Raw genomic sequence first — 25,422 nt, 5'->3', positions numbered from 1 at the left:
CCATGGCGATCGGACTGCGGCACAACAAGCACTCCGCCAAGAAGACGGCTTCGCGCCTGCGTCGCCAGATTCGCGTCCGGAAGAAGATCAACGGCACGGCCGAGCGGCCGCGTCTGGTGGTCTCCAAGTCGTCGAAGCACCTGTTCGCTCAGGTCATCGACGACGTGGCCGGCAAGACGCTGGTCTCCGCCTCCACCATGGAGGCCGACCTGCGCGGCGCGTCGGACAACAAGACCGACAAGGCCAAGACCGTCGGCGGCCTGATCGCCGACCGCGCCAAGGCCGCCGGAATCGACTCGGTCGTCTTCGACCGGGCCGGGAACAAGTACCACGGGCGGATCGCGGCCCTGGCCGACGCCGCCCGTGAGGGCGGGCTCGGGTTCTGATCATGGCGACGTACAAGGAAGAAGGTAGTTCCGTGAGCGAGCGCATGCGAGCGAACCGAAAGGTCGAGCAGCGTCTCGCGAATGAGAACTCCGAGCGAAGCGAGGATTCGAAATGAGCGGAGGCCAGCAGCGTCGCGGTGGCGGCGCCGGTGGTGAGCGCCGGGGTCGCGACGGTGGTCGCGGTCAGGCAGCTGACAAGACCGCCTACATCGAGCGCGTGGTTGCCATCAACCGGGTCGCCAAGGTCGTGAAGGGTGGTCGTCGCTTCAGCTTCACCGCCCTCGTGGTCGTCGGCGACGGTGAAGGCACCGTCGGTGTGGGTTACGGCAAGGCCAAGGAGGTGCCCGCGGCGATCGCCAAGGGTGTCGAGGAGGCCAAGAAGGCGTTCTTCAAGGTGCCGCGGATCCAGGGCACCATCCCGCACCCGGTCCAGGGTGAGAAGGCCGCCGGCGTGGTGCTGCTGCGCCCGGCCGCTCCCGGTACCGGTGTCATCGCGGGTGGTTCGGCGCGCGCCGTTCTGGAGTGCGCGGGGATCCACGACGTCCTGAGCAAGTCGCTGGGCTCGGCCAACGCGATCAACGTGGTGCACGCCACCGTTGAGGCGCTGCGCAGCCTGGAGACCCCGGAGGCCGTGGCCGCGCGCCGTGGCCTGCCGGTCGAGCACGTCGCCCCGGCGGCGCTGCTGAAGGCGCGGGCGGAGGTGGCTTCCTGATGGCACGCCTGAAGGTGACCCAGATCCGTTCCGGCATCGGTGGCAAGCAGAACCAGCGCGACACCCTGCGCACTCTGGGCGTCAAGCGGATCGGCGACACGGCCATCCAGGAAGACCGTCCCGAGGTGCGGGGTATGGTGCGCACGGTTCGCCACCTCATCACCGTCGAGGAGGTCGACTGACATGGCGCTGAAGGTTCATCACCTGCGCCCGGCGCCCGGCGCCAAGACCGCCAAGACCCGTGTGGGTCGTGGTGAGGGCAGCAAGGGTAAGACCGCCGGCCGCGGTACCAAGGGCAGCAAGGCGCGCAACAACATCCCCGAGTACTTCGAGGGTGGCCAGATGCCGCAGCACATGCGGCTGCCGAAGCTCAAAGGCTTCAAGAGCAGGAACCGAGTGGAGTTCCAGGTCGTTAACCTGGACAAGCTCGGACAGTTGTTCCCCGAAGGCGGTGAGGTCGGCGTTGCCGAGCTCGTCGCCAAGGGCGCGGTCCGTCGTGGTCAGCCGGTCAAGGTGCTGGGTGACGGCGAACTGACCGTGGCACTGCAGGTTTCGGTGCACAAGTTCTCGAAGTCCGCCGTGGAGAAGATCCAGGCGGCCGGAGGGACCACCACCGAGGTGTGACATGCGGTCCAGGGCTCGTAACGCCCGGTGCTTGATACCCTGCACCGGTCGGACGAGCCCTGGTCTGTCTCTTGCCCGGAGGCTTTTGCTAGGCCCTGCCCTGCCCGGGGTAGCGGAAAAATGTGGGAGGACAGGGTGTTAGGCGCCTTTGCCAACGCGTTCAAGACTCCGGACCTGCGCCGGAAGATCTTCTTCGTGTTGTTCATCATTGTGATCTTCCGGATCGGCTCGGTCGTTCCCGCCCCCGGCGTCAACGTGGTGTCGCTGAACTCGTGTATCAAGGTCTCGCAGGCCGGCGCGAACGCCAACCTGTACAACCTGATCAACCTGTTCTCCGGCGGCGCGCTGCTCCAGCTGGCGATCTTCGCCCTGGGCATCATGCCGTACATCACCGCCAGCATCATTCTGCAGCTGCTCACCGTGGTGATCCCGCGGCTGGAGTCGCTGAAGAAGGAGGGCCAGGCGGGCCAGGCGAAGATCACCCAGTACACCCGGTTCCTGACCGTCGGCCTGGCGATCCTGCAGTCGACCGCGTTCGTCGCGCTGGCGCGTACGCCGGGCCGCCTGTTCCCGGGCTGCAACGAGGCGCTGCTCTACAAGGACGACTGGTTCACCGTCACGATCATCGTGCTCACCATGACCGCCGGTACCGGTGTGATCATGTGGCTGGGCGAGCTGATCACCGACCGTGGTGTCGGTAACGGTATGTCGATCCTGATCTTCACCCAGATCGTCGCCACCTTCCCGACCGCGCTGTGGAGCATCCGCAAGGAGAAGGGCTTCGGCATCTTCTTCGTCGTGATCGCGATCGGCCTGGTCATCATGGCCGGCGTCATCTTCATCGAGCAGGCGCAGCGCCGGATCCCGGTCCAGTACGCCAAGCGCATGGTCGGCCGGAAGATGTTCGGTGGCACCTCGACGTACATCCCGCTGAAGGTGAACCAGGCCGGTGTCATCCCGGTCATCTTCGCCTCCAGCCTGCTCTACCTCCCGGTCCTCATCTCTCAGTTCCAGATGGAAGAGAAATGGGCGGTCTGGATCCAGAACCACCTGGTCAAGGGCGACCACCCGATCTACATGGCTACCTACGTCGCCCTGATCCTGTTCTTCACCTACTTCTACGTCTCGATCACCTTCAACCCGAAGGAAGTCGCGGACAACATGAAGAAGTACGGCGGCTTCATCCCGGGTATCCGGGCCGGCCGTCCGACCGAGGAATACCTGGGCTACGTGCTGAACCGCATCACGCTGCCGGGCGCCATCTATCTGGCCCTGCTGTCGCTGATCCCGCTCGTCGCTCTGGTCCTCGTCAACGCGAACCAGAACTTCCCCTTCGGTGGTACGTCGATCCTGATCATGGTCGGCGTCGGCCTGGACACGGTGAAGCAGATCGAGTCCCAGCTGCAGCAACGTAACTACGAAGGGTTCCTACGCTGATGAGAATGTTGCTGATGGGTCCGCCCGGGGCGGGCAAGGGCACGCAGGCAAAGGTGCTTGCGGAACGCCTGAATATCCCGGCCGTGTCCACCGGCGACATCTTCCGAGCGAACGTGAAGGACGAGACGCCGCTCGGGCTCGAAGCGAAGCGCTACATGGACGCCGGGGACTACGTCCCCGACGAGGTCACCAACGCGATGGTGCGGGACCGGCTGTCGGACGCCGACGCCGGCGACGGGTTCCTGCTCGACGGATACCCCCGCACCCTCGCCCAGGTGGGCACCCTGGACGACATCCTGGCCGAGCACGGCCACAAGCTGGACGCCGTGGTCGCGCTGACCGCCGACACCGACGTCCTGGTCGGCCGGATGCTCAAGCGGGCCCAGACCGACGGCCGGTCGGACGACTCCGAAGAGGTCATCCGGCATCGGCAGGACGTCTACACCGCCGAGACCAAGCCGCTGCTGCGGGTGTACGAACAGCGCGGCCTGCTTGTCGAGGTGGACGGCGTCGGCGAGATCGACGAGGTCAGCGAGCGTGTGATCGCGGCGCTGAAAACCTTGGGGGACTGAGCTCCACGATGTTCAGGGACCGCGGGATCGAGATCAAGACCCGCGAGCAGATCCTCGCCATGCGAGCGGCCGGCCTGGTGGTCGGCCGCACGCTGGAACTGCTCCGCGGTGAAGTCCGCGCCGGGATCAGCACCGGCGAGCTCGACGCGATCGCCGAGGACCACATCCGGTCCTCCGGCGCGACGCCGTCGTTCAAGGGCTACCACGGCTTCACCGGCTCGATCTGCGCCTCGGTGAACGACGAGATCGTGCACGGCATCCCGGGCGACCGGGTGCTCGCCGAGGGCGATCTGATCTCGATCGACTGCGGCGCGATCGTCGACGGCTGGCACGGCGACGCCGCGATCACGGTCGGTGTCGGCACGGCGGACGCCGAGCTGCTCGAGCTGGCCCGGATCTGCGAAGAGTCGATGTGGCGTGGGTTCGCCGCCGCGAAACTCGGCGGCCGGTTGACCGACATCTCGGCCGCGGTCGAGGCGCACGTGCGGGCGACGTCGTCGTACGGCATCGTCGAGGACTTCGTCGGCCACGGGATCGGGTCCGCGATGCACCAGCCGCCGAACGTGCCGAACTTCGGCCGTCCGGGCCGCGGCCCCAAGCTGGTCGAGGGGCTGGCGCTGGCGGTCGAGCCGATGATCACGCTCGGCAAACAGGACAACCACACGCTCGACGACGACTGGACGGTCGTCACCGACGACGGTCGCGCGGCCGCGCACACCGAGCACACGTTCACACTCACTCCGCAAGGGCCGTGGGTGCTGACCGCGCTGGACGGCGGCGAGGCCAAGCTGGCCGAGCTCGGCGTGACGTTCGGCCCGCTCGCCGACTGATCGGCGGACCCGCGCCGTCCGCCCATCGGGGGACGCGCGCAGACCGGTGCTGAGGCACACTGGGGTCATGCCTCAGTACCAGCCGAACCAGCGTTTCACCGAAGCCGACCGGGACAAGATCGCCGGCCGGCTGCGGGATGCGTTCGCGGACGGCCGGCTCGATCAGCCCGAGTTCACCTCGCGCCTCGATCAGTTGTACGCCGTGAAGACGTACGGCGAGCTGGAGCCGCTGGTACGCGACCTCCCGCCGGTGAAGACGTACCAGACGCCGGCCGTCGTCCAGGATCAGAAGCCCGCGCCGGCGCCGGGGGAGTTCCCGCAGCGGTCCAAGGAGGTCCAGCAGCGCGGCAAGGGCCTGCTGGCGCTGGGCGGCGGGTTCACCGCGGTGGTCGCGATCAACGTGGTGATCTGGTTCGTGGTCGGTCTCGGCAGCGGCCACTGGCCGCACTTCTGGCCGGTCTGGCTGTTGATCCCGTGGGCGTTCATCGCTCTGGGCAACCTCGGAAAGCGCCGTTGAAGCCGGCGCTCACGTGGCAGCTGCGCCAAGGGTCCGCCCTGGTCTACGTGATCTGGTTCGCGGTCGCCGTACCGCTGGTGATCGCGGGGCTGCTGCTCGAACCACGCTGGGTCGGCTGGCTGATGGTCGGCTGGTTCCTGGTGTTGCTGGGGTTCACGCTCGCGATGCGGATTTCTGAGGGCCGGCAGCGGAAGGCGTGGGTCGCGGCGGCGCGCTAGCTCGGCTGGCGGACGAAGCTCGCCGAGCCCGAGTTGCTGGAGCGCTGGCCGTTCCCGCCGTTCGACCTGGATCCGAAGGCCGAGGTGGACGACGTCACCACCGGCCGGCACCGCGGTCGGGAGTTCGTCACCGGCCGGTTCCGGCACCGGGTTCGCCGGCGTGATCTCGGCTTCGACTTCCTGGAACTGCAGGTCGATCGGCCGTTGCCGCCGTTACAGGTCCTGCCCGCTGGGCTGGGCGCGGTCGCGGCGGCCGGGTTGTTACCGCTCCAGCTCGGGGTCGACGGCCTCGCCGTCCGCTACGACCTGTTCAACGGCCGGGAGGATCACGCGGAGGCGGCGCTGCATCCGCGGGCGGTCGAGACGCTGGCCGCCGTCCCGCCGTTCGGGTTCAGCTGTGAAGGCCGCCGTTTCGTGGCCATCTTCCCCGCCTTCCGGGACACCCCGACCGCCCTCGCCCAGCTGGACGCCGCGTGCGACCTGCTCGACCTGATGCCGGAGCAGCTCTGGCGCGAGGGCGAGCAGTGGGCCGCTACGAAGCAGAGCTGAGCAGCCGGACCGTCACGGCGGAGTCCTCGTCGCCGTGACCCTCGGCGACCGCGCGCTTCATCAGGTCGCCCATCGGCCGGAGCAGCATCGGGTCCACGCCCTGCGCGAGTGCGGCGTCGATCAGGTTGTCGTACGCCGCCGCCTGCATCGCGAGGTTGGAGCCGGCCGCGCCGGGTGCGGCGCCGTTGTCGAGGGTGTCGGCGATCTGCGGCAGGCTGCCGAGCATCGCGGTCAGCCAGGGCAACAGGAAGTCGGCGGTGAACGCGGACGCCGGGATCCGCTCGCTGGTGATCAGCGCGAGCGCGTGCTCGGCGCCGCCGAACATGCCGTACATCGCGCTCAGCAGGGCGATGTCGTACAGGGCGGCCAGGCCGGGATCGGCGCCGACGTACGCCGGGCGCGCCAGCGCGGACAGGGCGTCCCGGTGCTCCTCGAAGGCAGCTTCCGGACCGCTGTAGAAGATGAACGCCGCCGGGCCGCCGATCATCTCGGGGACGGCCATGATCCCGCCGTCCAGATAGCGTGCGCCGGCGAACCGCTCGGCGGTGGCGCGAGCCTGCTCCGGGGTGCCGTTGGTCAGGTTCACGATCGTCCGGCCGCGGACGTCGACGCCGTCCAGCGCCTGGTGCACGGTGGCGTCGACGAGCAGGCAGACGACGACGAGCGGGCTGGCGGCGACCGCCTGCCCGACGGAGTCCGCCCGGACGGCGCCGAGCTGGTCGAGCTCGGGGGCACGGCCGGGGGTGCGGTTCCAGATTGTGGTGGGGTGGCCGGCGTCGAGGAAGGCCCGGGCGAGGGCGGCGCCCATCGCGCCCAGACCGAGGACGGTGACTGGTTGTTTCATGGTCACGAGCCTCCGGCCCGGCCCGGCGGCGCACAAGTACCGACTATCTACTTGGGTACTTACAGTCACGTAAGTACCTCCGGTTGCGCCCGATTGGGTTTTCGGTGTGGTAGTGGCGTAGACTCGGGTGTTGGCTCATTGAGCCATAGTCAGTCACGTCTACAGAAGTGCGAGGACATGCCCAAAAAAGAGGGAGTCATCGAACTCGAGGGCACCATCGTCGAGGCCCTGCCGAACGCGATGTTCCGTGTTGAACTGTCCAACGGGCACAAGGTGCTCGCGCACATCAGCGGCAAGATGAGGCAGCACTACATCCGGATCCTCCCCGAGGACCGGGTCGTCGTGGAGCTGTCGCCGTACGACCTCACCAGAGGCCGCATCGTCTATCGGTACAAGTAACACCACCACCAACACCTGTCGAAGAAAGAAGCTCGATGAAGGTCAATCCGAGCGTCAAGAAGATCTGCGACAAGTGCAAGGTGATCCGCCGTCACGGCCGGGTCATGGTGATCTGCGAGAACCCGCGGCACAAGCAGCGGCAGGGCTGACCAAGCCTTTTCGAGCAGCACGGCACTTTCGCACCACAGCGCGCACGCTCGCCCAGCACCGGAACGACGCTGGGCGCTGCCCCCGGAACAGAGGCCGGGGCCTTGCCGGTGAACATCTCACCGAGGCGGGCAAGGACGCGGCGCGCCACCACACCTCTGCCGACGAAAGGAACACCGCCACATGGCACGCCTCGTAGGAGTCGACCTGCCGCGCGACAAGCGCATCGAGGTCGCACTCACCTACATCTTCGGTGTAGGTCGTACTCGCGCCCTGAAGACGCTCGAAGCCACCGGGATCTCCGGTGACAAGCGCGTCCACGAGCTGGGCGACGAGGAGCTGGTGAAGCTCCGGGACTGGATCGAAGGCAACTACAAGATCGAAGGTGACCTCCGTCGCGAGGTGACCGCGGACATCCGCCGCAAGATCGAGATCGGGTCGTACCAGGGTCGCCGGCACCGCAGCGGTCTGCCGGTACGTGGTCAGCGCACGCGGACCAACGCCCGTAGCCGCAAGGGTCGTCGTAAGGCGATCGCCGGCAAGAAGAAGAAGTGACCCGGATGACCGTCGACCACTCCAGGAGTATCTGACCTATGCCTCCCAAGAGCCGCACCGCGGCCGGCGCGAAGAAGGTGCGCCGCAAGGAGAAGAAGAACGTGGCCGCCGGCCACGCGCACATCAAGAGCACGTTCAACAACACGATCGTGACGATCACCGACCCGACCGGCGCGGTCATCTCGTGGGCTTCCGCGGGCACCGTCGGCTTCAAGGGCTCGCGCAAGTCCACCCCGTTCGCCGCGCAGATGGCCGCCGAGGCCGCCGGGCGCCGCGCGATGGAGCACGGGATGCGCAAGATCGACGTGTTCGTGAAGGGCCCTGGCTCCGGCCGGGAGACCGCGATCCGTTCGCTGGGCGCCGTCGGCCTCGAGGTCGGCACGATCCAGGACGTCACCCCGACCGCTCACAACGGCTGCCGCCCTCCCAAGCGGCGCCGGGTCTGACCCCAAGAAAGGTAGGCAGCGAAAATGGCCCGTTACACCGGTCCCATGACCAAGAAGTCGCGCCGTCTCGGGGTTGACCTCGTCGGTGGCGACAAGGCGTTCGAGCGTCGTCCGTACCCCCCGGGTATGCACGGCCGCGGCCGTCCGAAGGAGAGCGAGTACCTGCTCCAGCTGCGCGAGAAGCAGAAGGCCCGCTTCTCCTACGGCGTTCTCGAGAAGCAGTTCCGCCGGTACTACGAGGAGGCCTCGCGGCGCTCCGGCAAGACCGGTGACAACCTGCTGATCATCCTCGAGTCGCGTCTCGACAACGTGGTCTACCGCTCCGGCCTGGCCCGGACCCGCCGGCAGGCCCGTCAGCTCGTCGTCCACGGTCACTTCACCGTGAACGGCATCAAGGTGAACATCCCGTCGTACCGGGTGGCCGCCCACGACATCATCGATGTCAAGGCCAAGTCGGTCGAGACGACGCCGTTCATCATCGCCCGGGAGACGCACGCCGAGCGCGTCGTCCCGGCCTGGCTCGAGGTGCTGCCCGAGCGGCTGCGCATCCTCGTCCACCAGCTGCCGACCCGGCAGCAGATCGACACCCAGGTCGCCGAGCACCTGATCGTCGAGCTCTACTCGAAGAACTGATCCGGTACCGGCCGGTGGCTCCCGAGCCGCCGGCCGGTTCGGTGGTTCTTCACCTCTCGCGACCTCAAATAGTGGTCGTCGCGAACAGCGAAGGAACACGAAGTTGCTTATTGCACAGCGCCCCACCCTGACCGAAGAGGTCGTCGACGAGCACCGCTCGCGGTTCGTGATCGAGCCGCTGGAGCCCGGCTTCGGCTACACCCTCGGCAACTCCATCCGCCGCACGCTGCTGTCGTCCATCCCGGGCGCGGCGGTGACCAGCATCAAGGTCGACGGCGTCCTGCACGAGTTCTCGACCGTGGCCGGGGTGAAGGAAGACGCCACCCAGCTGATCCTGAACCTGAAGGACCTGGTCGTCTCCTCCGAGCACGACGAGCCGGTCACCATGTACCTGCGCAAGCAGGGCCCCGGTGACGTGACCGCCGCCGACATCGCGCCGCCGGCCGGTGTCGAGGTGCACAACCCCGACCTGAAGATCGCCACCCTGAACGAGAAGGGCCGGCTCGAGATGGAGCTGGTCGTCGAGCGGGGCCGCGGCTACGTGTCGGCGATCCAGAACAAGTCCGCGGACGCCGAGATCGGCCGGATGCCGGTCGACTCGATCTACTCCCCGGTCCTCAAGGTCACCTACAAGGTCGAGGCGACCCGTGTCGAGCAGCGCACCGACTTCGACCGCCTCGTGGTCGACGTCGAGACCAAGCCGTCGATGCTGCCCCGCGACGCCGTCGCGTCGGCCGGTAAGACGCTGGTCGAGCTGTTCGGGCTGGCCCGCGAGCTGAACGTCGAGGCCGAGGGTATCGACATCGGCCCGTCGCCGGTCGACGAGCAGATGGCGGCCGACCTGGCCCTGCCGGTCGAGGACCTGCAGCTGACCGTCCGCTCGTACAACTGCCTCAAGCGTGAGGGCATCCACACCGTGGGTGAGCTGATCTCGCGCAGCGAGCAGGACCTGCTGGACATCCGGAACTTCGGCTCCAAGTCGATCGACGAGGTCAAGCTGAAGCTGGCCGAGATGGGCCTGTCGCTGAAGGACTCGCCCCCCGGTTTCGACCTCCGTGCGGCCACCGAGGCCTACGGCACCGAGTCCGAGGACGACGACGAGAGCTTCGCCGAGACCGAGCAGTACTGAACCCACCCGGGCCAAAAGGCCTGAAATCCTTTCTGGAGTAAGAGATGCCTACCCCCACCAAGGGTGCCCGGCTGGGCGGCAGCCCGGCGCACGAGAAGCTGATCCTCAGCAACCTCGCGACGTCGCTGTTCGAGCACGGCGCCATCACCACCACCGCGGCCAAGGCCAAGCGCCTGCAGCCGCTGGCCGAGTCGTTCATCACCAAGGCCAAGCGCGGTGACCTGAACTCGCGCCGTCAGGTGATGAAGCGGATCAAGAACAAGACCGTCGTGCACGTGCTGTTCACCGAGCTCGGCGAGCGGTACGCCGACCGTCCGGGTGGCTACACCCGGATCACCAAGCTCGGCCCGCGCAAGGGCGACAACGCCCCCATGGTGCGGATCGAGCTGGTCGAGGCGCTGAGCGACTCGAAGAAGCCGGCCAAGAAGGCTGCCGCCAAGAAGACGGCCGCCCCGAAGGCCGAGGAGAAGGTCGCCGACGCGCCGAAGGTTCAGGACGTCGAGGCCGGCAAGTTCGAGAACTCGGCCGCCCCGCTGGCCGACGGCTCCGCGCCCGAGGGCTTCACGATCAAGGGCAACGAGAACTCGATGAAGTTCCACGGCACCGACTCGCCGTGGTACGACCAGACGGTCGCCGAGGTCTGGTTCAAGACCGAGGCGGACGCCGAGGCCGCGGGCTTCACCAAGGCCGGCGAGACCGAGGACGACAAGTAAGCCTCGTTCCACCGACAGCGCCCCCTCGCTTTCCGGCGAGGGGGCGCTGTTGCGTTAGATTGCCGTGTGCGTTGGCGGATTGACCTCAAGTACGACGGGACGGCCTTTCACGGCTGGGCCCGGCAGAACGATCTCCGCACCGTCCAAGGTGCTCTGGAGGACGCACTGCGCGTCGTACTGCGCCTTCCGGAGCCAGTCTCGATGGTGTGTGCCGGCCGGACGGACACCGGCGTCCATGCTCGTGGCCAGGTCACACATGTCGACCTCGACGGGCCTGTGGAGCCGCACAGGCTGCTGCGGGGGCTGAACGGCGTCCTGCCTGCGGATGTGGTCGTTACGGCCGTGGCGGCGGCTCCAGAGGGTTTTGACGCCAGGTTCTCGGCAATGGCTCGCCGCTACGTCTACCGGCTGTGTGATGAGCAGGCTGCGTGGGATCCGCTGACGCGGGGCCACGTGCTGAGGGTGCCGCGGCCGCTGGATGTGGAGCGGATGAATGCGGCGGCGGCTCAGCTGTTGGGGGAGCACGACTTTGCCGCGTTCTGCAAGAAGCGGGAGGGCGCCAGTACGGTGCGGGCCCTGCTGGACTTCTCCTGGCAGCGCACGGCCCCTGGCCTGTTGGAGGGCACAGTGATCGCCGATGCCTTCTGTCACTCGATGGTGCGGGCGCTGGTCGGGTCGATGCTCCCAGTGGGGGACGGACGGCGTGAGGTGGACTGGCCGGCTGGTGTGCTGGCCGGAAAGGTGCGGGATTCGGCGGTGGCGGTAGTGCCGGCGCATGGCCTCACACTGGAGGAGGTGCGGTACCCAGCGGACGACGAGCTGGCCGCGCGGGCTCTGGAGGCTCGACAGGTCAGGGGAGAGGTACACCAGCGTGGCTGACCACTACTTCTCGGCGGAGCCGGGCTCCGCCGACGTACGGCGTACTGTCGAGGCGCGGATCTGGGGCCGGGACTATACGTTCACCACGGCGACCGGAGTGTTCTCCCGGGACCGGCTGGACATCGGTACGGCGGTGTTGCTGCGTGAGGTGGAGCCGCCGAAAGAGTCGGGCACATTCCTCGACCTGGGAACCGGCTACGGGCCGATCGCGTGTGCGCTGGCGGTGGAGTCGAGCGCTGTGGTCTGGGCGGTCGACGTGAACACCAGAGCGGTCGAGCTGACCGCGGAGAACGCACGCCGGGCCGGCGTCGGCGACCGGGTTCATGCGGTGCTGGTGGACGACGTCCCGGACGACGTGCGGTTCGACCAGATCTGGTCGAATCCGGCGATCCACATCGGCAAGCCGGAGCTGCACAAGATGTTGTTGCGCTGGTTGGCTCGCCTTGCACCGGATGGCGTGGCATGGTTCGTCGTCGGCAAGAACCTCGGTGGCGACTCGCTGCAGCGCTGGATGACCGAGCAGGGCTACCCCTGCGAGCGCGTCGGCAGCGCCAAGGGGTTCCGGGTACTGCGTGCAACGAACGCGGGTCCGGCGCCGTCCTGAGGGTATGGAGGCAGCCTTGGCGGCAGCAGAGGCGCGATCGGACGCGATCGAGTTCGAGCAGTGGGTCGGCCAGAAGGGCGATGCACTGCTGCGGTTCGCCTATGTCCTGACCGGGGACAAGTCGCTGGCCGAGGACGCCGTCCAGGACGCTCTGACGACCGCCTGTGCCCGCTGGGCCCGGGTCAGCAGGGCTGATGACCCAGAGGCCTACGTGAAGCGGATGGTGGTGAACGCGCACATCTCCTGGTGGCGGCGGTTCCGCCGTCGCGAGGCACCCGTCGAGGACCCTGTCCGCACGGCATCGGCCGCACCGGACGGCGCAGTCGACAGAGCCGAGTCGGAGGCCGTTTGGGCGCTCTGCGCGACGCTGCCGGACAAGCAGCGCGCCGCCGTCGTACTGCGGTTCTACGAAGAGCTTTCGTACGCCGAGATCGGCGTACTGCTGCATTGCGCGGAGGCGACCGCACGGTCGCATGTGCACCGCGCACTGGCCGCTTTGAAGACCACGCTGAGCAAGGAAGGAGCCGAAGATGCCTGAGCACGACCCTGAGCAGGAGCTCGGCCCCAAGTTCGCTTCGGCGTTCCAGGACCGCAGCGCGACCAGCGAACTGCGCGGCGCCGGTCTGGCGGCCGTAGCCCGCAAACGGGTACGCCGACGCCGGCGTGCGCTGAACGGGGTCGCTGCGTCCGTTCTGGTCGTGGTGGCGGTCGGGGGCGCGTGGAGCGTGCTCGGTAGCGGTGGGACGCCGACGAACTCCGCTGGGAGCGCGGAGGTGCCGACTGCGGCCAAGGACAACCGGACGCAGGGCATTGCACCGTCGTACGAGGCTGACACTGCCTGCCCGACAGACCACCCGATCAAGGGGGTTGAAGAGGCCGGAGCGGTCCCGGCCGGGCTCGACGTGAGCACACCGGTGACTGGGCTGCAGGCCTGTCGCTACCAGGTGCCGGGCGGAGAGGTGCTCGGTCACGAGCGCTTCGACGCGAAGGTCGCCCAGCAGGTGGTCGACGCGATCAAGGTGCTGCCGGAGCGCAACCCGGCGCTGCCGGTCTTCAAGTGCGCTCCAGAGGCCGCCCGGCCGACCGAGGCGATTGCGCTGCGGTTCAGCACGGCAGCGGGGATTCGGGAGATCTGGGTCGAGTACACCGGCTGTACGACACCGGGCTTCTTCACCGGGAGCCGCACGTACGGGCTGTTCGCGGCGCCACTGAAGCTGTTCATGACCGGGAGCGTCCGTCCGAGCGGTAGTACCTACCTGAACGCCCTGACCGGCTGGTGACGGGATATCCGTTCGCCTGGTGCCCGGTCCGCCGGTCAGACTAGGCCTATGGGTCACGTGGATGTTGCCGGCATCGGCTTCGAACTGCCGGATGGTCGGGTCTTGCTGGACGACGTCACGTTCCGGGTCGGGGACGGCGCGAAGGTGGCGCTGGTCGGGGCGAACGGTTCGGGGAAGACCACGCTGACCAAGATCATCTCCGGCGACCTGAAGGCGCACAGCGGGAGCATCTCGCGCTCCGGCGGCCTCGGGGTGATGCGGCAGTTCGTCGGCTCGGTGCGGGACGAGACCACGGTTCGCGACCTGCTGCTCGGCGTTGCGCCGGAGGCGATCCGCGAGGCCGCCGCCACGCTGGAGCAGGCCGAGCTGGCGATGATGGAGGCCGACGACGAGAAGACCCAGCTCAAGTACGCGCAGGCGATCGCGGACTGGGGCGAGGTCGGCGGGTACGACGCCGAGGTCCTCTGGGACGTCTGCACGATGGCCGCGCTCGGCGTCCCGTACGACAGCTGTCGCTGGCGCGAGGTGAAGACGCTGTCCGGCGGTGAGCAGAAGCGTCTGGTGCTGGAGGCGTTGCTGCGTGGTCCGGACGAGGTTCTGATGCTCGACGAGCCGGACAACTACCTCGACGTGCCGGCCAAGCGCTGGCTCGAGGAGCAGCTGCGGACGACCGACAAGACCGTGCTCTACATCAGCCACGACCGGGAGCTACTGGCCAACACCGCAACGCGGATCATCACCGTCGAGCTCGGTGCCGCCGGCAACACCGCGTGGACGCACGGCGGCGGGTTCCGGACGTACCACGAGGCTCGGCGGGACCGCTTCGAGCGGTTCGAGGAGCTGCGCCGGCGGTGGGACGAGGAGCACGCGAAGCTCAAGGCTCTGGTGCAGATGTACAAGGTCAAGGCGGCGTACAACGACGGGCTCGCCTCGCGCTACAAGGCGGCCCAGACGCGGCTGCGCAAGTTCGAGGAGATCGGTCCGCCGCAGGAGCTGCCGCGCGAGCAGAAGGTCAGCATGCGGCTGACCGGCGGTCGCACGGGCAAGCGGGCAGTGGTGGCCACCCAGCTCGAGCTGACCGGTCTGATGAAGCCGTTCGACCTGGAGGTCTGGTACGGCGAGCGAGTCGCCGTCCTGGGCTCCAACGGCTCTGGGAAGTCGCACTTCCTCCGGCTGCTCGCCAACGGCGGCACCGACCCGGACGTCGAGCACCAGCCGATCGGTGAGGTTCCGATCGCGCCGGTCGCGCACAGCGGGGTCGTGAAGCTCGGGGCGCGGGTTCGGCCGGGCTGGTTCGCCCAGACCCATGAGCACCCGGAGCTGGTCGGCAAGACGCTTCTGGAGATCCTGCATCGCGGTGACGACCACCGCGACGGGATGGGGCGCGAGCTGGCCTCCCGCAAGCTGGACCGGTACGAGCTGGCCCACGCCGCGGAGCAGTCCTTCGACAGCCTCTCCGGCGGCCAGCAGGCCCGCTTCCAGATCCTCCTCCTGGAGCTCTCTGGCGCGACGCTGCTACTGCTCGACGAGCCGACGGACAACCTGGACGTCGAGTCTGCCGAGGCGCTGGAGGAGGGGCTGGACTCCTTCGACGGCACGGTCCTCGCGGTCACGCACGACCGCTGGTTCGCTCGCGGCTTCGACCGGCATCTGGTTTTCGGCGCCGACGGAACCGTCTACGAATCCGACGAGCCGGTCTGGGACGAAGGTCGCGTGCAGCGCGCCCGCTGACCTCTAGAGTTCTCCTACCGGTGGCCGGAGGGGGACTCCATGACAGGCGAGTTCGCGACGCGCTGGGTGCGCACCGTCGTACCCAGCTGGCTCTACCGCTGGCTGCTGCCGGTCGGCTGGGGCGCTGCGGTGGCGGTGTCGATCTTCACCGGCGAGGACATCCCCTGCTCGGTCGAGGATCCGGCGTACTGCGGGCCCGACCCTGTCTTCTCGGCGGCCTTTGTCGCCTGCCTCGCTTCGCTCCTCCTGCTCTGGTGGCAGCCGGTCGTCGCACTGACGGCCGGCGTCGTGTTCATGGTCCTCGAGCTCCGGTACGACGACTTCGTCGAAGCACGGATCGCCTGGACGGTCTACGGCGCAGCGTGTGTCGCGCTGCTCTGCTGGATGCTAGCGGCCGGGCGTGAGCAACGGTCGTTGGTCATGCGGTCACAGCGTCGCCAGGTGCAGGTTCCAGCGGCCTCAGCCGTTGGTCTGACCCTTCGGCTGGGTGTTGCCGGTGCGCTGATGCTGGCGGGGATTGCCGCGCTGCTGCTGATGAACTGGCAGGACGGACGCGAGGAGGCTCATCTGCAGCGTGCTGTCGAACAGACCGCTGTGGTGAAGGCACAAGGCGAAGAGGGCGAAATCATCCTGGAGCTGCCGAACGGCAGGACCCACACCGTGACGATGTTCGACGACCACGAGACCGGCGCGCAGATTCCGGTCTTCGTCGACCTGGCTGACGCCGAATGGATCAGGCCGGTCGCTGAGCCGGCCGATTACACGTACTGGATCACTGCGGCCGGCAGTGCCTGGCTCTTGGCCGCGCTGCTCGTCCTCCGGGATCTAAAGGTGCGGCGGGCGCGACCACGCCGGTCCTGGCTGGCACAAGGGCTGCCGGTGCGGGTCGAGCCGGACACCTCGGAGGCCTTCGCGGTCTACTCCGCGGACGGCGACGTCCTGCTGGGATTCATCGAGCTGACGCCGGACGACGAGAATGCGGAACTGGAGCTGCTGAAGGCATTCGATGCGCTCGGCGAGGACGAGGAGGAAGTGCCGCGGCGGTACCGGCAAGAGCTGAGCGCGAAGCTGCAGAAATACCGCGGCGACGCACTACTGGTCGGCGAGCTGGCGGAGCGGGCCTGGCCGACGATTCTGATCGGTGGACACGTCTTCCGGCCGGAGCGGTCGTTCCGGGCCCCGCGGCAGGTCCTGTGGTGGCGGGAGCTGGCGGACGGCTTTGACGGCCCCCTGAGTGCCCAGAACCTGCCGCCCGAGCCGGAGATCGATCCGGCCACCGAATTGCCGGTGCTGCCGTGGGAGGCGCCGCTGGAGCCGCGGTTCTGGTGGTCGAAACCGGCGCTGATCGCGCTGGTGGCAGGTTTGCCCGTCGCGGCCGCGGCGTTTGCGCTCTGGGGCGATTGGTTCGTCGCCGTCTGCGTTCTCGTGCTCGGGACGGTCTTGATCCACATAGCTGCGTTCCCGGTGTTCTTCCGCGTTACCGCCACAGCGACGCACCTCTGGGTACGCGCCGGTTGGTTCGAGCAGGTCGTGCCCTGGCGGGCCGTCGTCGCGATCGACCTCGACGAGGACCGGCTGAACATCGAGACGGACAACGACTGGCACGTCCTCAAAGGCATTGCGACCGGCCAGGTCGAACAGGTGACCGCAATCTTCGAAGCACTGCGACTGCGGTCCGCCACTGCGGCGGTCGAGAAGGAGCGAATGCGGCCCGCTCCGGCGCTATGGCTGGAACTCGGGTTCCTGGTGGTCGGGACGCTGATTCTGGTCGGCGTCGGGCTCGCCTAGACCCAGCCGTCTCGGTACGCCGCCCAATCCGCTGGTGTGGCGGTGAAATCGACGTAGATGGCCAGACCGAAGTTCTGGCGGGGGTTGTCGCCCAGCCCGAGCCGGGCGCCACGCACTGCAGCCTGCACTGTCTCGGCGTGCCCCCAGTGGGTGGCGTTGCGTTCCCAGTAGGCCGGCAGACCCATGAGGAGGTCAGTGCTGGACGGCGTGACCTCCAGGGCGAGCTTGGTCTGCTTCGCGACGTAGCCGCCGTACAGAGACTCCAGCGGCATGGCGGTGTCGTACGACATCACCGCGATCTGGTTGACCCGGCGGGCGACCTCACCGAAGTACTGCTGCGACCACCACTTGTCGAGTGGGATGCGGTGCAGGTGCCAGAGCGGGTCGATCTGGTGGGCAGCGACCGACAGCGGGACGCCGAGCGCCTTCGTCTCGTCCAGCATGCTCAGGAAGCCCTTGGAGCCGGAACGGACCGGTTCGAAGTCGTAGTGGATGCCCTGAAAGCCCTGTGCCAGAACGGTTTTGGCCGACACAACGACTTGCTTGCGGACGGCGGCGTCGTCCAGATCCATACCGGGGTTCTTACCTGGCTGGACGATGTCACCGAGCCAGGACTGCACGCGGACGCCGGGCGCCGCCGCCCGCATCGCAGTCGTGAACCAGCGTGCTTTGGGGGAGACGTCGGCCAGCGACAGCGTGCCGTCGTGCTCGAGCGGACCCGTGTGGACGTAGAGATCCCGGATGCCGGTGGTCTTGAGCTGTTCGGCCAGTGCGGTCACGTCTGCCTGGGTCTTGCGGCCGTCGACCCAGGCGTGGCCCAGCCAGACCGCATCGTTGTTGCGAGTCCGGGGCGTCGGGTCACCGGCGTACTGAACGCGCAGCGAGACCCCGAACGCGCCCAGAGGTGCCAGCAGGAGGAGAAGGACCAGTAGCGCTCGAAGGAGCCGCCGCCTCACGAAGCTGGGCGGAGACCGTCGTAGACCAGCGTCAGCATGCGGTCCCGGACCTCGGGCTCGAGGTGACGGGCGGTGGCGCCGCGGGAGGCGCCGATGAGCAGTGCGTACACCTCGGGCAGGCCCGCGTCCCGGCGTACGGCGCCGACGCGCTGCGCCTCGGCCAGCAGGGAGCCGAAGGCCTCCCGCAGCCCGGCGGCCGCCTTGCGGGCGTCCTCACCGGCCGCGCCGCCGGCCGCGATCAGAGCCTCGCCGATGGCCAGTTTCACCGCGGACTCCGAGACCACGCGGCTGAAGAACATGTAGAACGCCCGGCCCGCGTTGTCGCTGGACGCCAGCGTCAGAGCCTGGTCCCGCAGCCGCTCCAGCCGCTGCGTCAGCACTGCCTCCAGCAGCTCCGTCTTGGTCGGGAAATGCCGGAAAACCGTCGCAATCCCCACCCCGGCCAGCTTCGCCACCGCGTCCGTGGACGCTTGCGGCGACTGCCCGAACACCTCGTCCGCCGCCGTCAAAATCCGTAACCGGTTGTCCCGCGCGTCAGCTCGCACCCCAGACCCCTCTCCTTGCGCCAACCCGTGCCCTCGCATTAGAGACGTATCGCCGACCCCATTTGGTTGTAACCGAAGTCAACTCTCCGCATTTTCGGGTGGGAACCAGGGGCCGGTAGGGCTGCGGCAGAGGGTGCAGAAGCGCAGAAACGGCCCCGGTCCCTGGCAGATTGCCGGACCGGGGCCGTTCCCAAGATGGACTAGCGGTCGCCCATCGGGACGTACTGGACGCCGCGCGCGCCGGTGTAGATCTGCTTCGGGCGGGCGATCTTCTGGTCGGTGTCGCCGAGCGACTCCAGCCACTGGGCCAGCCAGCCCGACGTCCGCGGGATCGCGAACAGCACGGTGAACATCTCCGGCGGGAACTGCAGGGCCTCGTAGATCAGGCCGGAGTAGAAGTCCACGTTCGGGTAGAGCTTGCGGGAGACGAAGTACTCGTCCTCGAGCGCGATCTTCTCCAGCTCGACGGCGATCTTCAGCAGCGGGTTGATCCCCGTCACCTCGAAGACGTCGTCGGCGGCCTTCTTGATGATCTTGGCCCGCGGGTCGTAGTTCTTGTAGACCCGGTGGCCGAAGCCCATCAGCCGCTCTTCGCCGTTCTTCACGCCCTCGATGAACGACGGGACGTTGTCGACGGTGCCGATCCGGCGCAGCATCTTCAGCACGGCCTCGTTGGCGCCGCCGTGCAGCGGGCCGTAGAGGGCCGCGATCCCGCCGGTCACCGCGGAGTACGGGTCGACCTGGGTGGAGCCGATCGCGCGCACCGCGTTGGTGGAGGCGTTCTGCTCGTGGTCGGCGTGCAGGATGAACAGGATCTCCAGCGCGCGCACCAGCCGGTCGTCGGCGGCGTACTTGGGCTCGCTCATCTTGAACAGCATGGAGAGGAAGTTCGCCGCGTAGCTGAGCTCGTTGTCCGGGTAGACGTACGGCTTGCCCTGGGCGTGCCGGAAGGAGAAGGCGCCGAGCGTCGGCATCTTCGCGATCAGCCGCCGGATCTGCAGCGCCCGGGACTCCTCGTTGAAGATCTCCCGCGACTCCGGGTAGAAGGTGGACAGCGCGCCGACCGAGGCCAGCAGCATGCCCATCGGGTGCGCGTCGTAGCGGAAGCCCTGCATGAAGGTCTTCAGGTTCTCGTGCACGAAGGTGTGATATGTCACGTCGTGCACCCAGGCTTCGTACTCCGCCTTGTTCGGCAGCGCGCCGTTCACCAGCAGGTACGCGACCTCGAGGTAGTTCGACTGCTCGGCGAGCTGCTCGATCGGGTAGCCGCGGTACTCGAGGATGCCCTTGTCACCGTCGATGAAGGTGACCGAGGACCGGGTCGAGGCGGTGTTGACGAAGCCGGGGTCGTAGGTGGCGAGGCCACCGTCTCCGTCGGTTGCGCTGATCTGCTTGAGATCTGCGGCACGGATGGTGCCATCGGTGATGGCAAGGTCGTAGTCCTTGCCGGTCCGGTTGTCCCGGACGGTGAGCGACTGTTCGGTCACGATGCCCTCTTCGGAAGCTGGCGTCATCGCCAGGTGATGAGGGTTATGTCAGCCGGCGGGACGCGATTCGGACTGCGTATCTTCACGGCTAAACTAGTGCGGTCCGCAGCTCCTTCCAAGCCGGGGCGCCCGGGCCGTTCGGTCTCGCTTTGACCCCAGGCGGCCGACGCCGGTATTCTGGGCTGCTGTTGTGCGTTCCAGGTCCTTGCCCGTCGGTGGACCGCTCGCCGACGTACTTGTTTTGTCAACCTCTGAGAAACGAAGGTCAACGCCCGTGCGCACGTACAGCCCGAAGCCTGCTGACGTCACCCGCGAGTGGCACGTGATCGACGCCACCGACGTCACTCTCGGTCGGCTCGCCGTCCAGATCGCAACTCTCCTGCGCGGCAAGCACAAGCCGACGTTCGCGCCGCACGTGGACGGCGGCGATTTCGTCGTCGTCATCAACGCGTCCAAGGTCGCCCTGTCCGGTTCCAAGCGGACCGACAAGCTGGCGTACCGCCACTCGGGGCACCCGGGTGGTCTGACGGCCACGCCGATCGGCGAGATCCTCGACAAGGACCCGCGCAAGGCCGTCGAGAAGGCTGTCTGGGGCATGCTCCCGAAGAACCGCCTGAGCCGGAAGCTGCTCACCAAGCTGAAGGTCTACGCCGGTCCGGAGCACCCGCACTCGGCCCAGCAGCCGAAGCCGTTCGAGATCACCCAGATCGCCCAGTAAGCGATCGACGAGCCAGGTAAACGAGGATTTTCAGCGTGAGCGACATCACCACCGAGACCGAAGAGTTCGACCCCGAGGTCCCCATCGAGACCGACGGCCCGGTTGCCTACACCTCCGAGACGAACCCGACTCCGGAGCAGCGCGCCGAGACGGGTCGGGTCGCGGTCATCAACCCGGCCGGCGCCACCGGTCGCCGCAAGGAGGCCGTCGCTCGCGTCCGCCTCGTGCCCGGCACGGGCCAGTGGACCGTCAACGGCAAGCCGCTGGACGTCTACTTCCCGAACAAGGTGCACCAGCAGCACGTGAACGAGCCGTTCGTCGTCGCGGGCCTCGAGGGCTCGTACGACGTGATCGCCCGGATCAACGGCGGCGGCATCACCGGCCAGGCCGGTGCGCTGCAGCTGGGTGTCGCCCGGTGCCTGAACGCCGCCGACGAGGAGGCGAACCGGCCCGGTCTGAAGAAGGCCGGTCTGCTCACCCGCGACGCGCGGATCAAGGAGCGTAAGAAGGCCGGTCTCAAGAAGGCCCGCAAGGCTCCTCAGTACAGCAAGCGCTGATCACCTGATGGGGCGTTTGTTCGGCACGGACGGAGTCCGTGGCCTGGCAAACGTGGACCTGACCGCGGAGCTGGCGCTCGACCTCTCGGTCGCGGCAGCTCATGTACTCGGCGAGGCCGGTGCCTTCGAAGGGCACCGGCCACGCGCCGTTGTGGGGCGGGATCCACGCGCCAGTGGAGAATTCCTGGAAGCCGCCGTGGTGGCCGGTTTGGCCAGCGCCGGCGTCGACGTGTTCCGGCTCGGCGTCCTGCCGACCCCGGCCGTCGCCTATCTGACCGGTTCGACCGGCACCGATCTCGGTGTGATGCTGTCCGCCAGCCACAACGCGATGCCCGACAACGGCATCAAGTTCCTGGCCCGCGGCGGGATCAAACTCGACGACAAGATCGAGGACGCCATCGAGGTCCGGATGAACGAGGAGTGGCAGCGCCCGACCGGCGCGGCCGTCGGTCGCGTTCTCGACGACGGGCAGGGGTTCGAGACCTACGTCTCGCACCTGGTCCGCTCGGCGCCGAACCGCTTCGACGGCGTCAAGGTCGTCATCGACTGCGCGAACGGCGCCGCCTCCGGGACGGCTCCGGAGGCGTTGCGCCGGCTCGGCGCCGAGGTGATCACGTACGCCGCAGCGCCGGACGGCCTGAACATCAACCTGAACTGCGGCTCCACCCACCTGGAGGGGTTGCAGCGTGAGGTGATCGGGCACCGCGCCGACCTGGGCATCGCCCTGGACGGCGACGCCGACCGCTGCCTGGCGGTCGACGGGAACGGCGAGCTCGTCGACGGCGACCAGATCCTCGCGATCCTGGCGCTCGCGATGCGCGACAGCGGCCGGTTGTCCAACGACACCGTCGTCGCGACCGTGATGAGCAACCTGGGCTTCGTCCAGGCGATGGTCCGGGAGCAGATCGCGGTCGAGCAGACCAAGGTCGGCGACCGGTACGTGCTCGAGGCGATGAAGGCCGGCGGTCACAAACTCGGCGGTGAGCAGTCGGGTCACGTCATCCTGTCCGACCACGCCACCACCGGCGACGGCACGCTGACCGCGGTCATGCTGCTGGCCCGCATCGCCCAGACGGGTAAGACCCTGGCCGATCTGGCCAGCGTGATGACCCGCCTGCCGCAGGTCCTGGTCAACGTGAAGAACGTCGACAAAGCCCGCGCCGGCACCGATGCGACCGTCCAGGCCGCCGTGGCCGAGGCCACCCAGCGCCTCGGCGACACCGGCCGCGTCCTGCTCCGCCCCTCGGGCACGGAGCCGCTCGTCCGCGTCATGGTCGAGGCCGAGTCCTCGGACACCGCCGACGAGATCGCCCACTCGCTCGCCGACGTGGTCGCCGCCGCACTGAAGCTCTGAGTCGGTCCGGTGAGGTCCCGATCCGTCGGGCATCTCACCGGACCTGCGCTGTTCGAACGGTGGGTCTCCCGCTCGCGTCCGGACTGTTGAGAGAGGATGACTCCATGCTGCCCGGTGACACCACCTCTGAGCGGAAGACGCGGGGCGCATTCTTCACGCCGGCGACGGTCGCTCGCTTCATTGCGGATTGGGCGATCCATTCGCCCAGCGACGCAGTCCTCGAGCCTTCATGCGGCGAGGCGGTGTTCTTGCATGAGGCTGGTAGGGCCGGGAGACACAAGGGGCGACTGCTGGGTGTCGAGCTGCATTCAGCCTCTGCGGCCGAGGCCGAGCGCACGCTTCGAGCTCAAGGTATCGAGGCGACGATCGAGGCCGGTGACTTCTTCCTGAGGGAACCTACTGGGAACTTTGACGCAGTCATCGGAAATCCGCCTTACGTTCGATATCAAGACTTTTCAGGTGATTCCAGAGCGCGGTCGCGTGCCGCGGCTCTTCGAGCTGGTGTCTCCCTGACAGGCTTGGCGTCGTCGTGGGCAGCCTTCACGGTTCACAGTGCCCTGAATCTGAAACCGGGCGGGCGGCTTGGACTGGTTCTGCCGGCTGAGTTACTCACAGTGAACTACGCTGCATCAGTTCGGCAGTACCTGATGGACCACTTCAAGTCCGTCGGGCTCGTGTTGTTCATCGACCGGGTGTTCCCTGGAGTGTCTGAAGAGGTCGTGCTGTTGCTGGCCGATGGGTTCGACCCATCAGGCGTCAATGGAACTGATCATTGCGACATCTTCCAGGTTCAAGATGCGAAGGCGCTCAACGACTTCGCTGTCGGAAGAAAATGGGCCCCCCGCTCTCGGGGCGGCAAATGGTCGGCTTCGCTGGTGCCGCCTCCAGCTCTCGAGGCCTATACGGCTGCGACGATGGCCCCAGGTTTCGACGTCCTCGAGTCATGGGGAGACACGACGCTCGGGATGGTAACGGGAAACAACAAGTTCTTCACTTTGACCTCAGAGCGGGTCACTGAACTCGGGTTGACGACGGACGACCTGATCTCGCTCTCGCCGCCCGGCTCTCGTCACCTCCGTAGTCTCACGTTGACCGCGAGAATGATGGACGAACTCGCCGCGGCCGGCTCAGCGACATGGTTGTTCCGGCCGAGTACTCCGTCGGCGGCCGCGCTGCGCTACATAGCGATGGGCGAGAAGACGGGAGTCGATACTGCATACAAGTGTCGCGTGCGAAAGCCCTGGTGGCTCGTGCCTTATCAGCAGCCGGCAGACCTTTTGCTGACCTACATGAACGCTGACACGCCGAGACTCTGCACAAACCGAGTACGGACGCATCATCTCAACAGTGTTCATGGGGTGTATCTCCGGTCGGAGGTACGAAAGACCGGAGTCGATCTGTTGCCCTTGGCGTCCCTCAACTCCGTGACCTTACTTGGTGCCGAAACGGTTGGCCGAGCGTATGGCGGCGGAGTTCTGAAGGTCGAGCCTCGCGAGGCAGATCAGCTGCCGATGCCGGCACCGGCGCTTGTGGAGTCCCGCCGTAAGGAGCTGAGCGCATTGCGAGGCCGTGTCGGTGCCAGCTTGCGGCAAGGACGGCTGCTTGAGGCGGTTCGTGCGGTGGACGAGGTCGTGCTGGTCGACGCGTTGGGGATGTCGGGCCGACAGCTGTCGGCGGTCCGAGCAGCGCATGCAGAGATGGCCGCACGTCGCAGTGCGCGAGGTAAGGACGCCAGATCCGATGACTGACCGCTCGCTCAAGGATCAGGCCTGGGAGCTGTTCGACGAGATCGTTGCACAAGCTGCGTTCCGTGATGTGACTCCCTGGCGTCAACTCCGCGACGGCCTGCGATATGAGCCTGACTATGACACGCTGTGTCGGCTTCTCGGCGTACCGCTGTTCTTGACCGCGTCGTCTCAATCTGGCGTACCTGCGATCGCGCTTGACGTGTGGACCTCGTACGAGCTTCGAAGAGCAGGGTTTGATAGCGATCGGGTGTGGCCCCGCCCCTCGGCACCTCGGGTGCTGCCCCGTGATGTGGCGATGTTTGTCGACAGTCTCCCGAAGGGCCTTCGGGATCAGGTCTGGGATCGTTTGGCGCGCGGCCAGAGTGGCGGCACCGCGAGTGCAAGCGCAAATCTTCTGGGCAAGAACTATGTCAAGCAGGTCGATGTCGTCATGAGCGCATGGCAAACAGGGCCGGAGCTCATGATCTCCACAAAGCGGATGGACTCTTCGTTCGGGAAGAACGCTGCCAATAGGGTCGAGGAGTCGTACGGTGACGCGAAGAATCTTTCCCTTCGGCACCCCCGTTCCGCATTGGGTTTCCTCTACAGTCTCCGGTCGACCGCTTTCGCGACCGAGCGTGATACGGCGGATGGTCTGGTCGACCTGCTGACGAAGCTCGGACGTGAGGACGACGCCTACGACGCAGTTGGGTTGGTCGTACCCGAGTGGGGCGGGGTGCCCTCGGCAGCCGACGACAGCGGCGAAGCTGAGGAGGCCGCACCGATCGCAGTTGACCCGGTCATGGACCCTGTCGTGAGCGACGTAGCTACGGCCGCCGATGGTGGATCTGGTATCGAGGACGATCTAGAGGTTGCAGCGGTGATCGAGCAGTTGCCCGAGGTGACGTTGCGCCATGACTTCGTTCCGTACGAGCTGTCGCCTGGGCGCTTCTTCGAAGTCATGGTCAAGACTGTTCTGGACAACAGTCCGATCAAGTTCCACAAGGAAGCACGCGTGAAGATGAGGGCGGCCGAAGGGCAGTAGGCAGACCTTGCTGGAGTGTCCTGGAGGCCAACTCCGCATC

At 67.3% G+C, this 25,422-nt stretch carries 32 protein-coding genes; 28 read left to right on the top strand and 4 right to left on the bottom strand.

Annotation, left to right across the window (positions count from 1 at the left end; translation table 11 throughout):
- Positions 1 to 2: 2 nt before the first annotated feature.
- The 10 genes from rplR (at position 3) to HPO96_RS19005 (ending at position 5,845) form a co-directional block, all read left to right on the top strand.
- Positions 3 to 386, top strand: a complete 384-nt coding sequence (gene rplR / locus HPO96_RS19045; RefSeq protein ID WP_171674845.1) for a 50S ribosomal protein L18 — start codon at positions 3 to 5, stop codon at positions 384 to 386.
- A 112-nt stretch (positions 387 to 498) separates the two neighbouring features.
- Positions 499 to 1,098: a 30S ribosomal protein S5 gene (rpsE, locus tag HPO96_RS19040; RefSeq protein WP_132147632.1), complete on the top strand. Its 600-nt coding sequence runs from the start codon at positions 499 to 501 to the stop codon at positions 1,096 to 1,098.
- Positions 1,098 to 1,280 (top strand): 50S ribosomal protein L30, encoded by a 183-nt coding sequence (gene rpmD, locus HPO96_RS19035; protein WP_171674844.1) that lies wholly within the window; start codon positions 1,098 to 1,100, stop codon positions 1,278 to 1,280. Before rpsE ends, rpmD begins: the two co-directional genes overlap by 1 nt.
- A gap of 1 nt (position 1,281) precedes the next feature.
- Positions 1,282 to 1,722, top strand: coding sequence for a 50S ribosomal protein L15 (rplO, locus tag HPO96_RS19030; RefSeq protein WP_171674843.1), 441 nt, complete (start codon positions 1,282 to 1,284; stop codon positions 1,720 to 1,722).
- A gap of 135 nt (positions 1,723 to 1,857) precedes the next feature.
- Positions 1,858 to 3,159 carry a preprotein translocase subunit SecY gene (gene secY, locus HPO96_RS19025; RefSeq protein ID WP_171674842.1) on the top strand — a complete coding sequence of 434 codons (1,302 nt, stop codon included), beginning with the start codon at positions 1,858 to 1,860 and terminating at the stop codon, positions 3,157 to 3,159.
- A complete protein-coding gene (locus tag HPO96_RS19020) occupies positions 3,159 to 3,731 on the top strand; it encodes an adenylate kinase (protein WP_171674841.1) in 573 nt (190 codons plus the stop codon). Before secY ends, HPO96_RS19020 begins: the two co-directional genes overlap by 1 nt.
- Positions 3,732 to 3,739: 8 nt before the next feature.
- Entirely contained in the window at positions 3,740 to 4,561 is an 822-nt protein-coding gene (gene map, locus HPO96_RS19015) for a type I methionyl aminopeptidase (RefSeq protein WP_171674840.1), read from the top strand.
- Between the two features lie 67 nt (positions 4,562 to 4,628).
- Positions 4,629 to 5,078: a DUF1707 SHOCT-like domain-containing protein gene (locus HPO96_RS19010; RefSeq protein ID WP_171674839.1), complete on the top strand. Its 450-nt coding sequence runs from the start codon at positions 4,629 to 4,631 to the stop codon at positions 5,076 to 5,078.
- Positions 5,075 to 5,296 (top strand): hypothetical protein, encoded by a 222-nt coding sequence (locus tag HPO96_RS38345; protein WP_238355301.1) that lies wholly within the window; start codon positions 5,075 to 5,077, stop codon positions 5,294 to 5,296. The genes HPO96_RS19010 and HPO96_RS38345 overlap by 4 nt, the downstream gene beginning before the upstream one ends.
- 33 nt (positions 5,297 to 5,329) lie before the next feature.
- Positions 5,330 to 5,845, top strand: a complete 516-nt coding sequence (locus tag HPO96_RS19005) for a hypothetical protein (protein ID WP_238355300.1) — start codon at positions 5,330 to 5,332, stop codon at positions 5,843 to 5,845.
- Here the strand turns inward: HPO96_RS19005 and HPO96_RS19000 are convergent.
- Positions 5,829 to 6,689: an NAD(P)-dependent oxidoreductase gene (locus HPO96_RS19000; RefSeq protein ID WP_171674838.1), complete on the bottom strand. Its 861-nt coding sequence runs from the start codon at positions 6,687 to 6,689 to the stop codon at positions 5,829 to 5,831. The two genes, HPO96_RS19005 and HPO96_RS19000, sit on opposite strands and share 17 nt — an antisense overlap.
- A gap of 177 nt (positions 6,690 to 6,866) precedes the next feature.
- Between HPO96_RS19000 and infA the strand changes: the two genes are divergently transcribed.
- The 13 genes from infA (at position 6,867) to HPO96_RS18935 (ending at position 16,993) form a co-directional block, all read left to right on the top strand.
- Complete coding sequence (infA, locus tag HPO96_RS18995; protein WP_012923661.1) at positions 6,867 to 7,088, top strand: translation initiation factor IF-1; 222 nt, start codon at positions 6,867 to 6,869, stop codon at positions 7,086 to 7,088.
- Between the two features lie 35 nt (positions 7,089 to 7,123).
- Complete coding sequence (gene rpmJ / locus HPO96_RS18990) at positions 7,124 to 7,237, top strand: 50S ribosomal protein L36 (protein WP_008361054.1); 114 nt, start codon at positions 7,124 to 7,126, stop codon at positions 7,235 to 7,237.
- 181 nt (positions 7,238 to 7,418) lie between these two features.
- Positions 7,419 to 7,790 (top strand): 30S ribosomal protein S13, encoded by a 372-nt coding sequence (gene rpsM / locus HPO96_RS18985; protein WP_012923660.1) that lies wholly within the window; start codon positions 7,419 to 7,421, stop codon positions 7,788 to 7,790.
- A 38-nt stretch (positions 7,791 to 7,828) separates the two neighbouring features.
- Complete coding sequence (gene rpsK / locus HPO96_RS18980; RefSeq protein WP_012923659.1) at positions 7,829 to 8,236, top strand: 30S ribosomal protein S11; 408 nt, start codon at positions 7,829 to 7,831, stop codon at positions 8,234 to 8,236.
- A 24-nt stretch (positions 8,237 to 8,260) separates the two neighbouring features.
- Positions 8,261 to 8,869 carry a 30S ribosomal protein S4 gene (gene rpsD / locus HPO96_RS18975; RefSeq protein ID WP_171674837.1) on the top strand — a complete coding sequence of 203 codons (609 nt, stop codon included), beginning with the start codon at positions 8,261 to 8,263 and terminating at the stop codon, positions 8,867 to 8,869.
- A gap of 103 nt (positions 8,870 to 8,972) precedes the next feature.
- The gene (locus HPO96_RS18970; RefSeq protein ID WP_171674836.1) at positions 8,973 to 9,998 is read left to right on the top strand and encodes a DNA-directed RNA polymerase subunit alpha; all 1,026 of its coding nucleotides are present in this window, start codon (positions 8,973 to 8,975) and stop codon (positions 9,996 to 9,998) included.
- A gap of 44 nt (positions 9,999 to 10,042) precedes the next feature.
- Entirely contained in the window at positions 10,043 to 10,711 is a 669-nt protein-coding gene (gene rplQ / locus HPO96_RS18965; protein WP_171674835.1) for a 50S ribosomal protein L17, sunset domain variant, read from the top strand.
- Positions 10,712 to 10,777: 66 nt separating this feature from the next.
- The gene (gene truA / locus HPO96_RS18960) at positions 10,778 to 11,590 is read left to right on the top strand and encodes a tRNA pseudouridine(38-40) synthase TruA (protein WP_171674834.1); all 813 of its coding nucleotides are present in this window, start codon (positions 10,778 to 10,780) and stop codon (positions 11,588 to 11,590) included.
- Positions 11,583 to 12,194: a class I SAM-dependent methyltransferase gene (locus HPO96_RS18955; protein WP_420371469.1), complete on the top strand. Its 612-nt coding sequence runs from the start codon at positions 11,583 to 11,585 to the stop codon at positions 12,192 to 12,194. The genes truA and HPO96_RS18955 overlap by 8 nt, the downstream gene beginning before the upstream one ends.
- Before the next feature lie 16 nt (positions 12,195 to 12,210).
- Positions 12,211 to 12,732 carry an RNA polymerase sigma factor gene (locus HPO96_RS18950; RefSeq protein WP_238355299.1) on the top strand — a complete coding sequence of 174 codons (522 nt, stop codon included), beginning with the start codon at positions 12,211 to 12,213 and terminating at the stop codon, positions 12,730 to 12,732.
- Complete coding sequence (locus tag HPO96_RS18945) at positions 12,725 to 13,474, top strand: hypothetical protein (protein ID WP_171674831.1); 750 nt, start codon at positions 12,725 to 12,727, stop codon at positions 13,472 to 13,474. Before HPO96_RS18950 ends, HPO96_RS18945 begins: the two co-directional genes overlap by 8 nt.
- Positions 13,475 to 13,522: 48 nt before the next feature.
- A complete protein-coding gene (locus HPO96_RS18940) occupies positions 13,523 to 15,205 on the top strand; it encodes an ABC-F family ATP-binding cassette domain-containing protein (RefSeq protein WP_171674830.1) in 1,683 nt (560 codons plus the stop codon).
- A gap of 39 nt (positions 15,206 to 15,244) precedes the next feature.
- Positions 15,245 to 16,993 (top strand): hypothetical protein, encoded by a 1,749-nt coding sequence (locus tag HPO96_RS18935; protein WP_171674829.1) that lies wholly within the window; start codon positions 15,245 to 15,247, stop codon positions 16,991 to 16,993.
- On the opposite strand, the gene HPO96_RS18930 is transcribed toward HPO96_RS18935, so the two are convergent.
- The 3 genes from HPO96_RS18930 to HPO96_RS18920 all read right to left on the bottom strand — a co-directional run bounded on the left by HPO96_RS18930 (position 16,990) and on the right by HPO96_RS18920 (position 19,981).
- A complete protein-coding gene (locus tag HPO96_RS18930) occupies positions 16,990 to 17,949 on the bottom strand; it encodes a glycoside hydrolase family 18 protein (RefSeq protein WP_171674828.1) in 960 nt (319 codons plus the stop codon). The genes HPO96_RS18935 and HPO96_RS18930 overlap by 4 nt on opposite strands.
- A complete protein-coding gene (locus HPO96_RS18925) occupies positions 17,946 to 18,494 on the bottom strand; it encodes a TetR/AcrR family transcriptional regulator (protein WP_337796713.1) in 549 nt (182 codons plus the stop codon). The genes HPO96_RS18930 and HPO96_RS18925 overlap by 4 nt, the downstream gene beginning before the upstream one ends.
- A 200-nt stretch (positions 18,495 to 18,694) precedes the next feature.
- Positions 18,695 to 19,981 carry a citrate synthase gene (locus HPO96_RS18920; RefSeq protein ID WP_337796712.1) on the bottom strand — a complete coding sequence of 429 codons (1,287 nt, stop codon included), beginning with the start codon at positions 19,979 to 19,981 and terminating at the stop codon, positions 18,695 to 18,697.
- Positions 19,982 to 20,255: 274 nt separating this feature from the next.
- Here HPO96_RS18920 and rplM point away from each other — a divergent pair, with 274 nt between their 5' ends.
- The 5 genes from rplM to HPO96_RS18895 all read left to right on the top strand — a co-directional run bounded on the left by rplM (position 20,256) and on the right by HPO96_RS18895 (position 25,382).
- Entirely contained in the window at positions 20,256 to 20,699 is a 444-nt protein-coding gene (gene rplM, locus HPO96_RS18915; RefSeq protein ID WP_171674825.1) for a 50S ribosomal protein L13, read from the top strand.
- Positions 20,700 to 20,734: 35 nt separating this feature from the next.
- Entirely contained in the window at positions 20,735 to 21,256 is a 522-nt protein-coding gene (gene rpsI, locus HPO96_RS18910; protein WP_420371468.1) for a 30S ribosomal protein S9, read from the top strand.
- Positions 21,257 to 21,263: 7 nt separating this feature from the next.
- Complete coding sequence (gene glmM, locus HPO96_RS18905) at positions 21,264 to 22,610, top strand: phosphoglucosamine mutase (RefSeq protein WP_171674824.1); 1,347 nt, start codon at positions 21,264 to 21,266, stop codon at positions 22,608 to 22,610.
- Positions 22,611 to 22,714: 104 nt separating this feature from the next.
- Complete coding sequence (locus tag HPO96_RS18900) at positions 22,715 to 24,358, top strand: HsdM family class I SAM-dependent methyltransferase (RefSeq protein ID WP_171674823.1); 1,644 nt, start codon at positions 22,715 to 22,717, stop codon at positions 24,356 to 24,358.
- Complete coding sequence (locus HPO96_RS18895) at positions 24,351 to 25,382, top strand: hypothetical protein (protein WP_171674822.1); 1,032 nt, start codon at positions 24,351 to 24,353, stop codon at positions 25,380 to 25,382. Before HPO96_RS18900 ends, HPO96_RS18895 begins: the two co-directional genes overlap by 8 nt.
- Positions 25,383 to 25,422: the final 40 nt, after the last annotated feature.

This window comes from Kribbella sandramycini (assembly GCF_013131805.1).
Taxonomy (GTDB): Bacteria; Actinomycetota; Actinomycetes; order Propionibacteriales; family Kribbellaceae; genus Kribbella; species Kribbella sandramycini.
Note: the sequence above shows the minus strand (reverse complement) of the source record. Positions and strands in the feature narration are given on the sequence as shown.

Coding starts and splice junctions, on each gene's coding strand:
- rplR (WP_171674845.1), top strand. CDS start 3: ATGGCGATCGGACTGCGGCACAACAAGCACTCCGCCAAGAAGACGGCT.
- rpsE (WP_132147632.1), top strand. CDS start 499: ATGAGCGGAGGCCAGCAGCGTCGCGGTGGCGGCGCCGGTGGTGAGCGC.
- rpmD (WP_171674844.1), top strand. CDS start 1,098: ATGGCACGCCTGAAGGTGACCCAGATCCGTTCCGGCATCGGTGGCAAG.
- rplO (WP_171674843.1), top strand. CDS start 1,282: ATGGCGCTGAAGGTTCATCACCTGCGCCCGGCGCCCGGCGCCAAGACC.
- HPO96_RS19020 (WP_171674841.1), top strand. CDS start 3,159: ATGAGAATGTTGCTGATGGGTCCGCCCGGGGCGGGCAAGGGCACGCAG.
- map (WP_171674840.1), top strand. CDS start 3,740: ATGTTCAGGGACCGCGGGATCGAGATCAAGACCCGCGAGCAGATCCTC.
- HPO96_RS19010 (WP_171674839.1), top strand. CDS start 4,629: ATGCCTCAGTACCAGCCGAACCAGCGTTTCACCGAAGCCGACCGGGAC.
- HPO96_RS19000 (WP_171674838.1), bottom strand. CDS start 6,689: ATGAAACAACCAGTCACCGTCCTCGGTCTGGGCGCGATGGGCGCCGCC.
- infA (WP_012923661.1), top strand. CDS start 6,867: ATGCCCAAAAAAGAGGGAGTCATCGAACTCGAGGGCACCATCGTCGAG.
- rpmJ (WP_008361054.1), top strand. CDS start 7,124: ATGAAGGTCAATCCGAGCGTCAAGAAGATCTGCGACAAGTGCAAGGTG.
- rpsM (WP_012923660.1), top strand. CDS start 7,419: ATGGCACGCCTCGTAGGAGTCGACCTGCCGCGCGACAAGCGCATCGAG.
- rpsK (WP_012923659.1), top strand. CDS start 7,829: ATGCCTCCCAAGAGCCGCACCGCGGCCGGCGCGAAGAAGGTGCGCCGC.
- rpsD (WP_171674837.1), top strand. CDS start 8,261: ATGGCCCGTTACACCGGTCCCATGACCAAGAAGTCGCGCCGTCTCGGG.
- rplQ (WP_171674835.1), top strand. CDS start 10,043: ATGCCTACCCCCACCAAGGGTGCCCGGCTGGGCGGCAGCCCGGCGCAC.
- HPO96_RS18945 (WP_171674831.1), top strand. CDS start 12,725: ATGCCTGAGCACGACCCTGAGCAGGAGCTCGGCCCCAAGTTCGCTTCG.
- HPO96_RS18940 (WP_171674830.1), top strand. CDS start 13,523: ATGGGTCACGTGGATGTTGCCGGCATCGGCTTCGAACTGCCGGATGGT.
- HPO96_RS18935 (WP_171674829.1), top strand. CDS start 15,245: ATGACAGGCGAGTTCGCGACGCGCTGGGTGCGCACCGTCGTACCCAGC.
- glmM (WP_171674824.1), top strand. CDS start 21,264: ATGGGGCGTTTGTTCGGCACGGACGGAGTCCGTGGCCTGGCAAACGTG.
- HPO96_RS18900 (WP_171674823.1), top strand. CDS start 22,715: ATGCTGCCCGGTGACACCACCTCTGAGCGGAAGACGCGGGGCGCATTC.
- HPO96_RS18895 (WP_171674822.1), top strand. CDS start 24,351: ATGACTGACCGCTCGCTCAAGGATCAGGCCTGGGAGCTGTTCGACGAG.